Origin of the sequence: Thermomonospora sp. CIF 1, assembly GCF_001896795.1 — a bacterium.
Classification (GTDB): Bacteria; Actinomycetota; Actinomycetes; order Streptosporangiales; family Streptosporangiaceae; genus Thermomonospora; species Thermomonospora curvata.
This window is the reverse complement of record NZ_MOYN02000020.1, coordinates 50,868-65,606: the sequence shown is the minus strand read 5'-3', so window position 1 is coordinate 65,606 and position 14,739 is coordinate 50,868. Positions and strand designations below refer to the sequence as shown.

Sequence of the window (14,739 nt, the reverse complement as noted above, 5' to 3'; positions counted from 1 at the left end):
GGGGGACACGGAAGGAACATCCCCTCGGGCTAGAGGTGTTCCCGCACCCGGCCCTCGCCGCGGCGCTCGCGGGCGTCCTCCTTGGCGAAGGCCAGGAAGTCGCGGACCACCGGCGGCAGCCGCCGGTGGGCGTGCACCAGGCCGATCGTCCGGCTCAGCGGCGGGGTGAAGGAACGCACCACCAGCCCTTGGGTGTCCTCCAGCCGGCCGCGGTACCACAGCAGGGAGCCGGCTCCCTGGCGCACCTGCTCCAGCCAGGAGTCCTGGTCGTCGGTCTCCACGGCCGGCACCGGGGTGACGCCGATCCGGGCCAGCAGGGCGTCCAGCCCGGCGCGGTGCGGGCCGCCCCGGGCCGGCAGCACCAGCCGCATGCCGTCCAGCGCCGCCGGCGCCAGCGGCTCGCGCACCTTCAGTCCCGGCGGGGAGACCAGCACCAGTTCGCGGTGCTCCAGGGGATGGACGGCCAGGTCGGAGGGGACCGGCAGGTCGGTCAGGGCCACCTCGGCCCGCCCGGTCCGCACGACCGACGTCAGCGCCTCCCGCCCGCCGCAGCGCACCACCCGCACCCGGACGGCCGGCTGGTCGCGGGCGAAGCGGGGCAGCAGCCGGCCGGTCAGCTCGGCCTCCAGTGCCGCGGTGGTGGCCACCCGCAGCTCGGCGCCGCGCCCGTCGGGGCGGGTGACCGCCAGCGCCTCGATGGCCTCCACGGCCGCCAAGGCGATCCGGGCATGGTGGACCACCTGCTCGCCGACGGGGGTCAGCACCACACCGCGCCCGGAGCGGGCGAACAGCTCCACCCCCAGTTCGCGTTCCAGTTCGCGGACGGCCCGCGAGAGCGCGGGCTGGGCGACGTAAAGCGCCGCGGCCGCCGACGTCATGGTCCCGTGGTCGGCGGTCGCCACGACGTAGCGCAGCTGCCGCAGATTCATGCCAAGACCGTATGGCAATGAACCGATGCGGTCTTGGACATAGTCGGAATCGGGTTTGGCAGCCGCCCTGCTCACCGGGCCGGCACCTTGCCGGGAGCGCTCCCAGGCCCGCGGCACAAGCGGACAGACGGCGAGATAAGGGCATTGAGCTCACTCAGGCGACGGCTCTGTGAAGACCGCGCAAGGCCTCGCGCAACATTTCCGCGTGGCCGATAGAGGACGCGTAGTCGGCCAGGGCCGCGCACAGGAACACCGCCAGCGTCCGCGCCCGCAGCTCGCCCTCCCCCTTCAGCGCCCTCTCCGCCGGCGGCCCGTAGGCCGCCAGCAGCGCCGCCCGGGCCGTCCCGCTGAAGGCGCTGTAGGCCACCGACAGGTCCACCGCGGGATCGGCCAGGCACACATCGCCCCAGTCGATGACGCCGCAGGCCCGGCCGTCGGGATCGACCAGCAGGTGACGCGGGTGCAGGTCGCCGTGGCACACCACGGGCTCGGCCCGCGACGCCCCCGCCTGCGCGCCCTTGCCCAGCAGCGCCGCCATGGCCTCGGCGGCGGGCGCCGCGGGCTTCCACAGGCCGCGTCCGGCCAGCCGGTCCAGCAGCTTACGGGCCAGGGGCGCCCGCACGGACGGATCCCCCCGGCGGAAGGGGTCGTGCGGCAGCGCCGCGCCGACCCGTCCGACCAGGCGGGGGTCGTGCAGCGCCCGCAGGAATTCCCCCAGCGCGGCCGCCGCCGCCACCCGCCGCCGTTCGGGCAGCCCGCAGGTCATCAGCTCCCGTCCGGGCAGATGCCGCGCGCCCCAAAACGGCCAGGGGTAGCCGCCGGCCGGGCGGCCGGTCAGCTCCGGGACGGGGACGGCCAGCGGCAGGCGCGGCGCCAGCTTAGGCAGCAGCGCCATCTCGCGTTCCGTCCCCGCCAGCGCCACCGCCCGGCGCGGGAAACGGAACACCCACTGCTCGCCCACCAGGAACACCGTGTTGTCCCAGCCGGAGGCCAGCTCGCGAACCGGGGCGCCGGCCAGGGCGGGGAACTGGGCGTGCACCAGGGCGGCGGCCTGAGCGGTGTCCACGGCGTGCTCGGCGTCCCACCCGGCCGGAGCAGTGGCCGTACCGCTCATCGGGACCTGCTTTCAAAGGGAGGAAGCAAGGGGAACACAGGTTATCCGACGGCCGGGAAACGAAGCGGCGGCCTGCCGTCGGACGCGGGGCGACCTCCGAAGAGGCCACCCGTGGTGTCCTGTGCGGCATGCCGCCGTGGCCTTGCTGCAAGCACCGAGAAGGCAGCCGCGGCCGGGCCCGCCGGCCGTTCCGGCGTGCTCAGGCCGCTCCGCCGCCCCTTACACGATCCGCTCGTCCACAAAGCACCACCGCCAGTCCTCACCCGGCTGAAAGGAGCGGATGACCGGGTGGCCGGTGGCGGCGAAGTGCCCGGAGGCGTGCCGTCGCGGCGAGGAGTCGCAGCAGCCGACGTGGCCGCAGGTCAGGCACAGCCGCAGGTGCACCCACCGGGTGCCCTCGGCCAGGCACTCCTCGCAGCCCTGCGGCGTGCGCGGCTCGACCTGCGGAACCGGCAGGTCGCGGACGTGCTCGCAGCCGTTCATATACGGCATCCTCGCACGGTGCCGGTCCGCCTTGGGGCGGCGGGGTCACCAGTGCTCGGGGCTGAACGGCTCGTCCTCGGGACGGGGGGAGTTCGACAGCAGCCGCAGGTCGGACTCCACCATCATCGTCACCAGCTCCTCGAAACCGACCCGCGGTTCCCAGCCGAGCTGCTCGCGGGCCTTCTTGGGGTCGGCGCACAGCAGGTCGACCTCGGCCGGGCGGGTGTAGCGGGGGTCCAGCACCACGTAGTCCCGCCAGTTGAGCCCCACGCTGCTGAAGGCCAGCTCCACCAGGTCGCGCACGGACTGGGTGCGGCCGGTGCCGATCACGAAGTCCTCGGGCTTGTCCTGGGACATCATCATGTGCATGGCGCGGGCGTAGTCGCCGGCGAAGCCCCAGTCGCGCCGCGCCTCCAGGTTGCCCATGCGCAGTTCCTTGGCCAGCCCCAGCTTGATGCGGGCCACTCCCAGCGACACCTTGCGGGTGACGAACTCCGCCCCCCGGCGCGGTGACTCGTGGTTGAACAGGATGCCGCTGACGGCGAACATCCCGTAGGACTCGCGGTAGTTCTGGGTGATGTAGTGGCCGTATGTCTTGGCGACCCCGTAGGGGCTGCGGGGATGGAACGGGGTCTTTTCGTTCTGCGGGGTTTCCCGCACCATCCCGAACATCTCTGAGGAGGAGGCCTGGTAGAAGCGGATCTGCCCAGAACCCGGGGTGCGGGACTGGGTGACCCCGGACACCACCCGGATCGCCTCCAGCATGCGCAGCACGCCCATCCCGGTCACCTCGGCGGTCAGCTCCGCCTGCTGCCAGGACATGGGGACGTAGGAGATCGCGCCCAGGTTGTAGACCTCATCGGGCTGAACCCGTTCTACCGCCGAGATCAGGCTGCCCTGGTCCAGCAGGTCACCGGTGGTGATGTGGACGTCCTTGATGTGCTTGCGAAGACGCGCCACATGCGGGTTGGCTTGACCGCGGACCATGCCCCAGACCTCATACCCCTGCTCCAGCAGGTGCTCGGCGAGGTAGGAACCGTCCTGCCCGGTGATACCGGTGATGAGCGCTCGCTTGGACAGCGGAACCTCCCTGGCCGATATGGGTGGTCATCGGGCTGTTTGCTCGATGGTGGACTGAAGTACGAGATTAGCGATCAATGTCCAGTGCTGACGAGTCCTGTCCACCATAAACCGAATCCTCTTCGGTGCTCTCCCGGAGGGTGGGCCCGTGACCAGGGCCGCCCCCGCGACCGGCTAGGCTGTGAGCCGCTATGAGGGTGCCGTCATGCCGCCGGTGAGCGGTCCCGCGGGGGCCGTGGTGATCAACGGCCGTCCGCTCGGCCGGTTCGCGATCATGGCGGTGGTCAACCGCACCCCCGACTCCTTCTTCGACCGCGGAGCCACCTACGAGTTCCGGGCCGCGCTGGCGGCGGTGGACCGGGCGGTCGCCGAGGGCGCCGACATCATCGACATCGGCGGGGTCAAGGCCGGCCCCGGCGCCGAGGTGGACGTGGCCGAGGAGCTGCGCCGGGTGGTGGACGTGGTGGCCGCCGTCCGCGAACGCCACCCCCACGTGGTGATCAGCGTGGACACCTGGCGGGCCGAGGTCGGCCGGGCCGTCGCCGAGGCCGGCGCGGACCTGCTCAACGACACCTGGGGCGGGGTGGACCCCGAGCTGGCCGAGGTCGCCGCCGAGCACCGCCTGGGACTGGTGTGCGCGCACGCCGGAGGGCTGCGGCCGCGCACCCGCCCGCACCGCGTCGGCTACGACGACGTGGTGGCCGACGTGATCGCGCACGTCACCGCCGAGGCCGAACGCGCCGTGGCGCTCGGCGTGCCCCCGGAGGGCATCCTCATCGACCCCGCCCACGACTTCGGCAAGAACACCCGCCACTCCCTGGAGATCACCCGGCGGCTGGGCGAGCTGGTGGCCACCGGCTGGCCGGTGCTGGTCGCGGTCTCCAACAAGGACTTCATCGGGGAGACCCTCGGCCGCCCGGTGCAAAAACGCGGCGTGGGCACCACCGCGGTGCTGGCGGTGTCGGCCTGGCTGGGGGCCCGGGTGTTCCGCGTCCACGACGTGGCCGCCGCCCGCCGGGCGCTGCGGGCCGTCGAGGCCCTGGCCGGGCGGGCGCCCGCGCCGCGGGCGCGGCCGTGACCTGGGCCCGGCCTCAGCGCGGCGCGGCCTCGCGCCGCCTGGCCCGGTAGGCCGCCACGTGCATCCGGTTGCCGCAGGTGCGGCTGTCGCAGTAGCGGCGGCAGCGGTTGCGGGACAGGTCCACCAGCACCCGCGAGCAGCCGGGCGCCTCGCAGACGCGCAGCCGGCCCAGCTCACCGGTCACCACCACGCAGGCCAGCGCCATGCCGCCGTCGGCGGCCAGATGCTCGGCCACCGGAGCGCCGGGGGCGAAGAAATGCACATGCCAGTCATGGCCGTCGTGGTCGGTCAGGTGCGGGGTGGTGCGCACCTCTCCCACGATGCCGTTGATCAGCTCCACCGCCCCGGCCACGTCGGGGGCGTGGAAGACGGCCCGGAACCGGGCGCGCAGCGCCCGCACCCGCAGCAGGTCCTCGCCGGTCGGCTCCGGGACGTCACTGAAGTTGTGGCGCTCGATGAAGGCCCGCAGCGCCGCCACATCGGGCAGCCCCTCCTCGCCGCAGCTGTCGGGGGCCGTGTTGACCAGGTCCACCACGGTGCCGAGCGCGTGCTCGGTGTCATGAGTGAAGATCACATCATCTCCAGTCTCCCGGCCGGCGGTCCCACCTCCGGCGGGCCGGACGGAACATCCGGCCCGCCCGATCATGCGGCACGGACCTGCCGGAGGCCCCCAGGCCCCGCCGGTCTGCTCCGGCGAGCCGCCGTCAGGGCCTGCGGCACGGCCCCGGCGGGCCTTTTCAGCGCGAATACAGCGGGTCGGCGACCACCGGATAGAAGGAGCCGGGATGCTGGACCCGCATCACCATCGCCGTCCCGTCCAGCACGTAGTCGGCCTTGACCGGACGGAACATCGAGTCGCAGGCCCAAGGGTTGTAAAAGCGTCCCACCGTGGCCCCGTAGCGCAGATGCACCACGTCGTAGCTGCCCGACGGCATGGCCTCCAGGCCCAAGCCGTCGGCCAGGCTGAGGGGGAAGCGGAACTCCGTGGGCGCGTCCGGACCGTGCAGCACCGTCAGCAGCCGCACCCCCGTGGAGGTGGTCTGCGCGACGATGTCGGTGTCCACCTCCACCCCGACGAAGACCCGCAGGCTCGGCCGCAGCACCGTGGGCAGCTGGTCGCCGCCCGAGCAGTCGATGCCGATGTGGATGCGCTGCCCGTCCCTGGTCGGCGCCCATACGCCGTCACGCGTGCGCTGGCCCCAGCTGACGTCCGGGTTCTCCAGCTCCTGGGGTTCGTGCTTGCCCCGGGCCACGAGGACCCGTGACACGGCGTTCATCGCCGCCGCGGCCCCGTCTTGCGCGTGCCTCATGGCGGGCCCTCGCCTCCTGTGTCATTCATCACGCTCTGTCGTGCCGCTGTTTTCATTTATCACGGCCACGCCCGGCACGACCTGTTTTGAGGGATATTCAGGTGTTTCTGTCATATGCGCCGTGCGATTTGGGACCTTACACCACCCGCCCGCCGGAGCCGGGGGCACGTCCCGATCGTTATCGCCTCCGCGAGATCACCGGGAGGACCACCGCCGAGCGGTGCGCGGGGCCGTGCAGCACCTCCTGGTCGGCCGGCAGCAGCCGGACGGCCTCGCCCAGCGGCTCCCCGGTGCCCGGGTTGCGGGCGAAGCGGGGGAAGGCACCGCCGCTGACCTGCACCCGGACCCGGTGACCGGCCCGGAAGCGGTAGGCGGTCGGCCACAGCTCCACCCGCACCGAGCGCACCCCGTCGGCGTCGGCGGGGAAGCGCCCCGGGGTCACCCGCTGCAGCCCGTCGCAGACGTTGAGCGAACGGCCCCGGGGATCGACGTCGCAGACCCGCACGAACACATCGGTGTGGGCCCGGCTGGAGCGCAGCTCGATCCGGGCGCTCACCGGGCCGATCACCTCCAGCGGGGCGGCCAGCGGGGCAGAGGTGAAGACCAGCACGTCCGGCCGGGCCTCCAGGGCGGCGTTGTCCTTGCGCCCGGCGGCCTTGCCGTCCAGCAGCGGCCCGCCCACCGCCGGCGTGGGATCGGCCGGGTCGTAGCGGAAGCGGCTGGCGGACTCGGTGGCGGGGGAGTGCGGCGCCAGGGCGCCGCCCGGCTGCAGATACCAGTGCTGCGCCTGGGCGCCCGGCGGCGGCCAGCAGGGATAGTCCCGCCACTCCTCGGCGCCCTGGACGTACAGGCGCACCGGTTCGGCCCGCAGCGCCCGGCGGTCACCGGTCACATGGGCGCGGAACCACACCAGCGCCTCGTTCATCGCCGCGCCCAGCGCCGCCCGGTCCGAGTGCACCCACGGCCCGATCGTCAAATGCGGCTCGCGCCCGGCCGCCCGCAGCGCCGCATAGTCCTCCAGCTGCGATACCAGGAACAGGTCGTGCCATCCGGCCACCATCGACACCGGCGCCTGCACCCGCCCCACCCGGGCGCGGTGATCGCGCTCGGGCTCCCAATAGGGATGCCCCCGCTCGGTGGCCGTCAGCCACTGCTGGAACCACTCCACCCGCCGCCCGGTGGCCAGCCTGTCGGCCTCCGACAGCGGCAGGTGCCCCATCGCCGCCAGCACCCGCCGCCGCCCCCACAGCCGGTGCCGCAGCGCCTGCAGCGGGCCGTCCTGCCGGGCGGCCATCAGCGCCGTCCAGCTGAGCGTGCCGCGCAGCGTATAGGAGTCGCCCAGATAGGTCTGGTCGCGGAACTGGGAGGCCGTCAGCAGCGGCACCATGGCGGTGATGCGGTCCCCGGCGTCCGGCGCCATCGCCCACTGCGCATACCCCAGGTAGCTGGGGCCGAAGGTGAGCAGGTTCCCCGCGAACCACGGCTGCTTTTCGATCCACTCCAGCGTGGCCAGGCCGTCGGCCCGGTCGTGCCCGAACGGGTCGAACCGCCCGCCCGAGCCCCCGGTGCCCCGGCAGGACTGCACCAGCACCTGGTAGCCCCGCTCGGCGAACGGCCGGCACAGTCCCGCACCCGTCAGCCCGCCCCGCCCGTAGGGGGTGCGGATCAGGATCGTCGGCGCGCCCGGCACCCGCCGCGGGGCGTACCGGTCGGCCAGCAGCACCACGCCGTCGGGCATCGGCACCCGCAGCCCCCGTTGGACCTGGACGTCACGGGTCAGCGCGGGCGGCAGCCCCAGCACCCGCTCGGCGATCCGGCTCAGCAGCGCCATGCCGACACCATAGATGATCAAGGTCTCCGGAAAACGCGTTGCATCCGGCCGGGGAATGACGCATCGTTATAGTCGTCCGAACGCGAAGGGGTGAGCCACCGGTTAGGCGGCTGGTCTCCAAAACCAGCGGAAAGCAGGTTCGACTCCTGCCACCCCTGCCGATTCAGGAATATTTTCGTGGGACCGTGGTGTCAACGGGAACACGCCTGCCCTGCAAGCAGGAGTTGAGGGTTCGAGTCCCTCCGGCTCCACCAGGCCGCCCCCTGTCCGGCCCTGTGATCAGGGAAGATGTGGGACGTTCCGGACGGGACTCGGCGGTTTCCGCCTGAAAAGAATGGGGCGCGCTCCCCGCCGTCGATGATGCGGCGGCACTTCAAAAGCAAAGCGAGAATCACTTTTCAGCGTCGCGCCTGAACGTTCGAGCCCCGGCCGCAATGGAATTTTCGGGCCTGTCGTCTCCCGTGGCCGGAATGCGCGGGAGCGGCGGCGCGGTCTGAGCGCACGCCGCCGGGAAAACCACGTCACAAGCGAGCCGGGCCGTCCGGCGACGGCCTCTTCCACGCCACGGGACGAACCCGGTGACATGGAACCCCACCGCCGTGGGCCGGTACGCGACGCCGTTGGCGCGTACCGGTCCACGGCGGTGCGCAGAGAACCTCCCCCCGAAACGTGCGGGACACCGGGACCTGGTCCGCGTGCGGATCGAAGAGAGGTTCCGTCTCCAGCGCCCCGGCGGCGCGGCTCAGACCACCGCGGGCTGCGGGCCGGTCAGGGCGGGCTGCGGCGCGGTCACCTCCTCCAGCACCTCCGACAGCCGGTCCAGGGAGCGGGCGATCCACGGCAGGCCCGCCGGGTCGGGCGCGTGCAGGGCCTGCAGTCGCTGCTCCTCGCTCTCCCCGTACAGCAGGGAGGTGGCCACGCGCAGCCGCAGCGCGGTGTCCGGCTCGCCGAACGCGCTGCCCGGCAGCGTTCCCACCCCATGGCCCTCTAGCAGCAGCTCGGCCAGCTCGGGGCCGGTGCGCACGCCGCGGTCGGCCAGCGGGCCGGCCAGCGGCGAAAAGTCCGGATACAGGTAGAAGGACGCCTGCGGCTGCGGCACCCGGCAGCCGGCCGCGGCGAAGCGGGCGGCGACCGCGCGGGCCACCGCGGCGTGCAGGCGGCGGCTGCGGTCGACGTGCTCGGTCAGCTCCGGCGGCTCGCTGAAGGCGTAGGCGGCGGCGTGCTGGACGGGCGCCGGCGCGCACGACCAGATCTCGCTGCCGATGCCCAGCAGCTCGGCGCGCAGCCGGTGGCCGAGCGGGCTGTCGGGCAGGCGGGCCACGCCCAGCCGCCAGCCCCCGGCCGCCAGGTGCTTGCTCAGCGCGGTGGTGATCACCGTCCGTTCCGGGGCGAACAGCGCCGGGGAGGACACCGCGACGGCCGGGTCGTGCACCAGGTCGCGGTAGATCTCATCGGAGATGATCAGCAGGTCCAGTTCCCGGGCCGCCCGGCACAGCCGCCGCACGGTCGGCTCCCCGGCCAGCCGTCCGGTGGGGTTGTCCGGCAGGGTCACCACCACCGAGCGGACCCGGCGTCCGGCGCGGCGGGCCCTGGCGACCTCCTCGGCCAGCAGGTCCGGGTCGGGCACTCCGCCCTCGTCGGGCGGGGTGGGCACCGGCAGCGCTCCGGCGCCGGTCAGCGCCGCCTGCGCCGCGTAGCTGACCCAGCTGGGGCACGGCAGCGCCACCTCGCCGCCGAGCGCCAGCAGCAGCCCGAACAAAAGCGCCTTGCTGCCGGGCCCGGCCACCACGAGCTCCGGATCGGTGGGCAGGCCCCGGCGCGTCCAGTAGCCGGCCGCCGCCGCCCGCAGCTCGGGCGAGCCGGCCACCGGCCCGTAGGAGTTGCGGCCGGCGGCCTTCGCCAGCTCCCGCGTCAGCGCGGGGTGCAAGGGCAGGCCGGCCTCGCCGAAGCCCAGCGGCAGCACCGCGACCCCCTCACGCCGCTTGCGCTCGATCGTCTCGTTGACGGCGAGGGTGGCGGAGATCCCGGTGCGCCCGGAAGACGGTTCGGAAGATGCAGATCCCGTGCGATCAGGAAAGGGCATGACTGCTCCAAGGCATGACGGGACGGAGGCTCGGTGCAGGAAGGCCCCCGTCGAACCCATTGCAGCGGGTCCGGGAACCATCGTTCACTCCCGTGGAGCATCATCACAAGCGAGTCTTCTCGAGGGAGAGCATAAGATTTTCTTATGCTCGATCTGCGCAGGCTGCGGCTGCTGTGCGAGTTCTCCCGCCGGGGCAGCATCGCGGCCACCGCCGCCGCCCTGGGCTACACCCCCTCGGCGGTCTCCCAGCAGCTGGCCACCTTGGAACGGGAGGCCGGCACCGCGCTGCTGGACCGCACCGCGCGCAGCGCCGAGCTCACCGACGCCGGCCGCCGCCTGGTGCGGCGCGCCGAGGAGATCTTGAACCTGGTGGAGGCCGCCGAGGCCGAACTGTCGGCCGAGTCCGGCATCCCCTCCGGCCGGGTGGTCATGACCGCCTTCCCCACCGCCGCCGTCGCCTTCGCCCCCGCCATCGCCCGCAGCCTGGCCGACCACTCCCAGCTGACCTTCGTGCTGCGGCAGAGCGGAACCGGCGCGGGCCTGACCCAGGTGCAGTCGGGGGAGGCCGACATCGCACTGGTCGACGACTGGACCGGGACGCTGGTCGACCAGGCCCCGGCCACCTTGCAGTTCTTCCACCTGCGGCACGATCCGCTGGTGCTGGTGCTGCCGCCCTGGCACCCGATGGCCGACCCCGCCGAGCCGCTGGACCTGCAGGAGCTGCGGGACGAGCCGTGGATGGCCGCCCCGCCCGGCGAGCCGTCCCGCCAGGCGGTGGACCGGCTGCTGGAGAGCGTGGGCGGAGCGCCGTCGGTGGCCTGGGAGTTCGAAGGTCTGCACACGCTGGTGAACCTGGTGGCCCGGGGCATCGGCATCGCGGCGATGCCCGCCCTGGCGCTGGTGGGCGTGGGCGCCTCGGTCGGGGTGCGGGAGATCCCCGACTCCTCGCTGGCCCGCCAGGTCTACGCGGTCGCCCGCGCCTCCAGCGTGCGGCGCCCGGCGGTGGCGGTGGCCCTGCGGGCGATCTACGCGGCGGCCCAGGAACCGCTGTCCCGCCCTCGCTGAGCCGACTCGGCCTCGTCCGCCTGGACGAAGCCGGGGCCTGCGGCAGCCGAACCGGCCTTGCCGCTCCCGCGACCGGGGGACGGCGCAGGCGCGCGGGAAACCCTCGCTCGGCGGAGCCGGTGAACCAGGGCACGTCCGCCGCCCGAACCGGCAAGACGGGAGGGCGGCGGTGACGGCGGACTATACGCAGGCGGGAGAAGTGGGCGGATTCGGCGTGAATGGCGAAGATCATCGCGTACGGTGGTGCGGACTCCTCACGCAACCTTCCCGGCCGACTCGGGGACCTGCCGCACCATGCCTGAGACCGATCAGCGGACCGCAAGGCCGACCGTCCGCCCGCCGCACGGCTTCGAACTGCCCCCGCTGACCGTGATGCTGCGGTGCGCGCTGCCGCGTTTCATCGAGGGCGTCATCGCCCCGGTCGCCGTCTTCTACGCCGCGTTCGTCCTGCTCGGGCTGAACGGCGGCCTGGTGGCGGCGGTGCTGTGGGTCTACGGCGGCATCGCCTGGCGCAAGGTCCGCGGACACCCGGTGCCCGGCATGCTGCTGCTGGCCGCCCTCGGCGTGACGGTCCGCGCCGCGCTGGCCGCGGCCACCGGCAGCCCGGTGGTGTACTTCCTGCAGCCCACCTTGGGGACGCTGCTGGTCAGCATGACCTTCCTGGCCTCGGTGCCGCTCAACCGGCCGCTGGCGCAAAAGATCGCCACCGACATGGTGCCGATGCCGGAGGCGTTCTTGCGGCAGGAGCGGGTGCGCCGCTTCTTCCTGCGGATCTCGCTGCTGTGGGCGCTGGTGTTCGCCGCCAACGCCGCGATCAGCCTGTGGGTGCTGTTCCACGAGTCGATCGGCACCTACCTGTGGGTGCGCACCGGGCTGGTGACGGCCCTGGGCGCGGCCGCGGCGGGGGTCTCGATCCTGGGCTTCAACCGCTGCCTGCGGCATGTCGGCGCGGCCCCGGCCGCGCTCTGAGCGGCACGGGCCGTTTCGTCCCGAACCTTCCGCTCGGTCGGGGCGTCTGTACAACCGGGCGAAACTTACCGCCAAGAGCGTGAAGATCGGGACACAAGGGAGAACGAGTGAGCGGCAAGGGCAGGCTCTGGCTGGTCGTGGCCGGGGGCGCGGGCGCGGTGACCATGGCGGTCGCCGGCTGCGGCGGAGGCGGCGTCGCCGGCCTGGGCGAGGCCGAGAACGCCGTGGTGACGATCACTCCCGCCAACGGCACCGGCCAGGTCAAGCCGGACGCGCCGATCGAGGTCAAGGTCACCGACGGCAAGCTGGACGGCGTCACCGTCACCGGCGGGTCCGTTCCCATCACCGGCACGCTCAGCGCGGACCGCACCCACTGGCGGGCGGACCGCACCCTGGTGCCCGGCACCTCCTACACGGTGTCGGTGCGCGTCCGCGACGGCGGCAAGACGACCTCGGCGACCAGCACGTTCACCACGCTCAAGCCTCGGCAGACCTTCGGCATCGCCGACGTCACCCCCAACATCCGCGGGGAGAAGGTCGGCGTGGGCATGCCGATCATCGTCCGGTTCGACCGTCCGGTCACCAACAAGGCCGTGGTGGAGCGGGCATTGGAGGTCACGCCGGAAAAGCCCGTCGAGGGCGCCTGGCGGTGGATCGACTCCCAGCAGGTCATCTACCGGACCAAGACCTACTGGCAGCCGCACCAGAAGGTGCGTTTCACCGCCCGGCTGGCCGGGCTGCAGGGCGCCCCGGGCGTCTACGCCACCGAGGACAAGTCCTACACCATCGAGATCGGCCCCAAGCAGGTCATCACCGGCGACATCAACAAGCACCACGCCACCGTCTACCGGGACGGCAAGAAGCTGCGCACCATGCCGTTCAGCGCCGGCAACGGCACCACCCGCGAGTACACCACCACCAGCGGGGTGCACCTGCTGATGGAGAAGGCCCACCCGGTCAAGATGACCGCCCCGGGCCGCAAGCCCGGCGACCCCGGCTGGTATGAGCAGATGGTCGACTATGCGGTGCGCATCTCCAACAGCGGCGAGTACTTCCACTCGGCGCCCTGGTCGGTGGGCGCGCAGGGCAGGGCCAACGTCAGCCACGGCTGCCTGAACCTGAGCCCGCAGAACGCCAAATGGCTCTTCGGGATCGCCCAGCGCGGCGATGTGGTGAAGCTCACCGGCACCAGCCGGCAGCTCGAGTGGGACAACGGCTGGGGCTACTGGCAGCTGTCCTTTGAGGAGTGGAAGGAGGGCAGCGCGCTCACCTGAGCCCCGGCGGATACGGCTCCGAAAGCCCCCGGATGAAAGATCCGGGGGCTTTCGAACGGATAAGGGGCGATGGGGCCGACGGCAACACTTCGATCTCGACCGGCCGGAATCCCGCCGGTCGGGACATGCTCGTCGAGTTTTGTCGCTAATGTCTGTCCGGTAACCGGCGGGGTCTTGGAGGTTCACGGTGCGACTGCGTGGAATGGGGGCTGCGGGGGTCACGGGAGTCGTGGTGCTGTTCGCCTCGACCGCCTGCTCCGGGGGAGAGGGCAAGGGGACGGGCAGCACCGTCGCCGGCCAGGAGGACGCCGCAGCGCCCGAGGTGACGATCACCCCCGCCACCGGCACCACCCGGGCGGCCCCCGAGGACGGTGTGGTGGTCAAGGCGGCCAACGGGACGTTGGAACAGGTTGCCGTCACCATCAAGGGCAAGCCGGTGGAGGGCCGCATGTCGGCCGACAAGACCGTCTGGAAGTCCCGGACGCTGATCCCCGGCGCCGTCTATGAGGTCTCGGCGGTGGCCCGCAACGACAAGGGCAAGACGACCACGGCCACCAGCCGGTTCAAGACGATCAAGGCCGCCAGCCCGCTGACGATCGTCGACATGATCCCGATGCCGGGGGAGAAGGTCGGCATCGGCATGCCGGTCACGCTGACCTTCAACCGGCCGATCCCCGATCGCGCCAAGAAATATGTGGAGCGGGCGCTGCAGATCCGCTCCACCAAGCCGGCCGTCGGCGCCTGGTTCTGGATCAACGACCGGCAGGTGATCTTCCGGACCAAGAACGGCCAGTACTGGAAGCCCAACCAGACGGTCGCGGTCCGGGCCAACCTGGCCGGCATCAAGATCGGCAACGGTGTTTACGGCATCAGCGACTTCGGCCGCAAGTTCCGCATCGGCGACGCGCACGTCTCGATCGCCAACGCCAAGACCAAGCAGATGGTCGTCAAGGTCAACGGCAAGACCGTCAAGAAGACGCCCATCAGCGCCGGCAAGGGCGGCCGGGTCGTCAACGGCGTCGACACCTACCTGACCACCAGCGGCATCCACCTGACCATGAGCAAGCACCGGGTCGAACGGATGACCTCGGAGTGGATGGGCGTCGACCCCAAGGACAAGGCCAACGGCGGCTATGACCTGCTGCTGCCGCACGCGGTGCGCATCTCCAGCAGCGGCGAGTACGTGCACGCCAGCCCCGACCGCTACTGGGCGTTCGGCCGCGTCAACGCCAGCCACGGCTGCATCAACACCCCGCCGCCCTTCGCCGAGTGGTTCTACAACCTCACCTACCGCGGCGACATCGTCATCGTGACCGGCACCACGCGCCGCCTGCCGTGGAACAACGGCTGGAGCTACTACGAGATGCCCTGGAGCCAGTGGGTCAAGGGCAGCGCCCTGGACCGCGAGGTCAGGACCGGCTGACTCGATTCCGCTCTCATCCGCCCGGCCCTTGCCTTCGAAGGGCTGGGCGTCGCTTTCTTTTCACCGGAATTCTTTGAGCCGGTTGCCGCACTGGGAAATG

The 14,739-nt window shown here is 72.2% G+C and carries 13 protein-coding genes and 2 tRNA genes; 7 read left to right on the top strand and 8 right to left on the bottom strand.

Features of this window, described 5'->3' with window-relative positions:
• Positions 1 to 29: 29 nt before the first annotated feature.
• The 4 genes from BUE48_RS13020 to gmd form a co-directional block, all read right to left on the bottom strand.
• Positions 30 to 929 (bottom strand): LysR family transcriptional regulator, encoded by a 900-nt coding sequence (locus BUE48_RS13020; RefSeq protein ID WP_012852963.1) that lies wholly within the window; start codon positions 927 to 929, stop codon positions 30 to 32.
• Positions 930 to 1,083: 154 nt separating this feature from the next.
• A complete protein-coding gene (locus BUE48_RS13015; protein WP_286989956.1) occupies positions 1,084 to 2,043 on the bottom strand; it encodes a phosphotransferase in 960 nt (319 codons plus the stop codon).
• Positions 2,044 to 2,262: 219 nt separating this feature from the next.
• Positions 2,263 to 2,526: a ubiquitin carboxyl-terminal hydrolase 14 gene (locus BUE48_RS13010; RefSeq protein ID WP_012852961.1), complete on the bottom strand. Its 264-nt coding sequence runs from the start codon at positions 2,524 to 2,526 to the stop codon at positions 2,263 to 2,265.
• A gap of 45 nt (positions 2,527 to 2,571) precedes the next feature.
• Positions 2,572 to 3,606, bottom strand: coding sequence for a GDP-mannose 4,6-dehydratase (gene gmd, locus BUE48_RS13005; protein ID WP_012852960.1), 1,035 nt, complete (start codon positions 3,604 to 3,606; stop codon positions 2,572 to 2,574).
• 205 nt (positions 3,607 to 3,811) lie between these two features.
• Between gmd and folP the strand changes: the two genes are divergently transcribed.
• Positions 3,812 to 4,684, top strand: coding sequence for a dihydropteroate synthase (gene folP, locus BUE48_RS13000; RefSeq protein WP_286989954.1), 873 nt, complete (start codon positions 3,812 to 3,814; stop codon positions 4,682 to 4,684).
• Between the two features lie 13 nt (positions 4,685 to 4,697).
• On the opposite strand, the gene BUE48_RS12995 is transcribed toward folP, so the two are convergent.
• From BUE48_RS12995 to BUE48_RS12985, 3 genes are all read right to left on the bottom strand, one after another.
• A complete protein-coding gene (locus BUE48_RS12995; RefSeq protein ID WP_012852958.1) occupies positions 4,698 to 5,258 on the bottom strand; it encodes a CGNR zinc finger domain-containing protein in 561 nt (186 codons plus the stop codon).
• A 163-nt stretch (positions 5,259 to 5,421) separates the two neighbouring features.
• Positions 5,422 to 5,994, bottom strand: a complete 573-nt coding sequence (locus tag BUE48_RS12990; RefSeq protein WP_012852957.1) for a hypothetical protein — start codon at positions 5,992 to 5,994, stop codon at positions 5,422 to 5,424.
• 178 nt (positions 5,995 to 6,172) lie between these two features.
• Complete coding sequence (locus BUE48_RS12985) at positions 6,173 to 7,825, bottom strand: CocE/NonD family hydrolase (protein WP_286989952.1); 1,653 nt, start codon at positions 7,823 to 7,825, stop codon at positions 6,173 to 6,175.
• 86 nt (positions 7,826 to 7,911) lie between these two features.
• Here BUE48_RS12985 and BUE48_RS12980 point away from each other — a divergent pair.
• Positions 7,912 to 7,983 (top strand) — tRNA-Trp (locus BUE48_RS12980).
• A 21-nt stretch (positions 7,984 to 8,004) separates the two neighbouring features.
• Positions 8,005 to 8,079 (top strand) — tRNA-Ala (locus BUE48_RS12975).
• Between the two features lie 488 nt (positions 8,080 to 8,567).
• Here the strand turns inward: BUE48_RS12975 and BUE48_RS12970 are convergent.
• Entirely contained in the window at positions 8,568 to 9,908 is a 1,341-nt protein-coding gene (locus BUE48_RS12970) for a pyridoxal phosphate-dependent aminotransferase (protein ID WP_012852955.1), read from the bottom strand.
• A 144-nt stretch (positions 9,909 to 10,052) separates the two neighbouring features.
• On the opposite strand from BUE48_RS12970, the gene BUE48_RS12965 reads away from it, so the two are divergent.
• The 4 genes from BUE48_RS12965 to BUE48_RS12950 all read left to right on the top strand — a co-directional run bounded on the left by BUE48_RS12965 (position 10,053) and on the right by BUE48_RS12950 (position 14,639).
• Entirely contained in the window at positions 10,053 to 10,973 is a 921-nt protein-coding gene (locus BUE48_RS12965) for a LysR family transcriptional regulator (RefSeq protein ID WP_012852954.1), read from the top strand.
• 294 nt (positions 10,974 to 11,267) lie between these two features.
• Complete coding sequence (locus tag BUE48_RS12960; RefSeq protein ID WP_012852953.1) at positions 11,268 to 11,942, top strand: VC0807 family protein; 675 nt, start codon at positions 11,268 to 11,270, stop codon at positions 11,940 to 11,942.
• Positions 11,943 to 12,049: 107 nt separating this feature from the next.
• A complete protein-coding gene (locus BUE48_RS12955; protein ID WP_012852952.1) occupies positions 12,050 to 13,216 on the top strand; it encodes a L,D-transpeptidase in 1,167 nt (388 codons plus the stop codon).
• A 187-nt stretch (positions 13,217 to 13,403) separates the two neighbouring features.
• Complete coding sequence (locus BUE48_RS12950) at positions 13,404 to 14,639, top strand: L,D-transpeptidase (RefSeq protein WP_012852951.1); 1,236 nt, start codon at positions 13,404 to 13,406, stop codon at positions 14,637 to 14,639.
• Positions 14,640 to 14,739 lie beyond the last annotated feature (100 nt).

Coding starts and splice junctions, on each gene's coding strand:
- BUE48_RS13020 (WP_012852963.1), bottom strand. CDS start 929: ATGAATCTGCGGCAGCTGCGCTACGTCGTGGCGACCGCCGACCACGGG.
- BUE48_RS13015 (WP_286989956.1), bottom strand. CDS start 2,043: ATGAGCGGTACGGCCACTGCTCCGGCCGGGTGGGACGCCGAGCACGCC.
- BUE48_RS13010 (WP_012852961.1), bottom strand. CDS start 2,526: ATGAACGGCTGCGAGCACGTCCGCGACCTGCCGGTTCCGCAGGTCGAG.
- folP (WP_286989954.1), top strand. CDS start 3,812: ATGCCGCCGGTGAGCGGTCCCGCGGGGGCCGTGGTGATCAACGGCCGT.
- BUE48_RS12990 (WP_012852957.1), bottom strand. CDS start 5,994: ATGAGGCACGCGCAAGACGGGGCCGCGGCGGCGATGAACGCCGTGTCA.
- BUE48_RS12985 (WP_286989952.1), bottom strand. CDS start 7,825: ATGGCGCTGCTGAGCCGGATCGCCGAGCGGGTGCTGGGGCTGCCGCCC.
- BUE48_RS12970 (WP_012852955.1), bottom strand. CDS start 9,908: ATGCCCTTTCCTGATCGCACGGGATCTGCATCTTCCGAACCGTCTTCC.
- BUE48_RS12965 (WP_012852954.1), top strand. CDS start 10,053: ATGCTCGATCTGCGCAGGCTGCGGCTGCTGTGCGAGTTCTCCCGCCGG.
- BUE48_RS12960 (WP_012852953.1), top strand. CDS start 11,268: ATGCCTGAGACCGATCAGCGGACCGCAAGGCCGACCGTCCGCCCGCCG.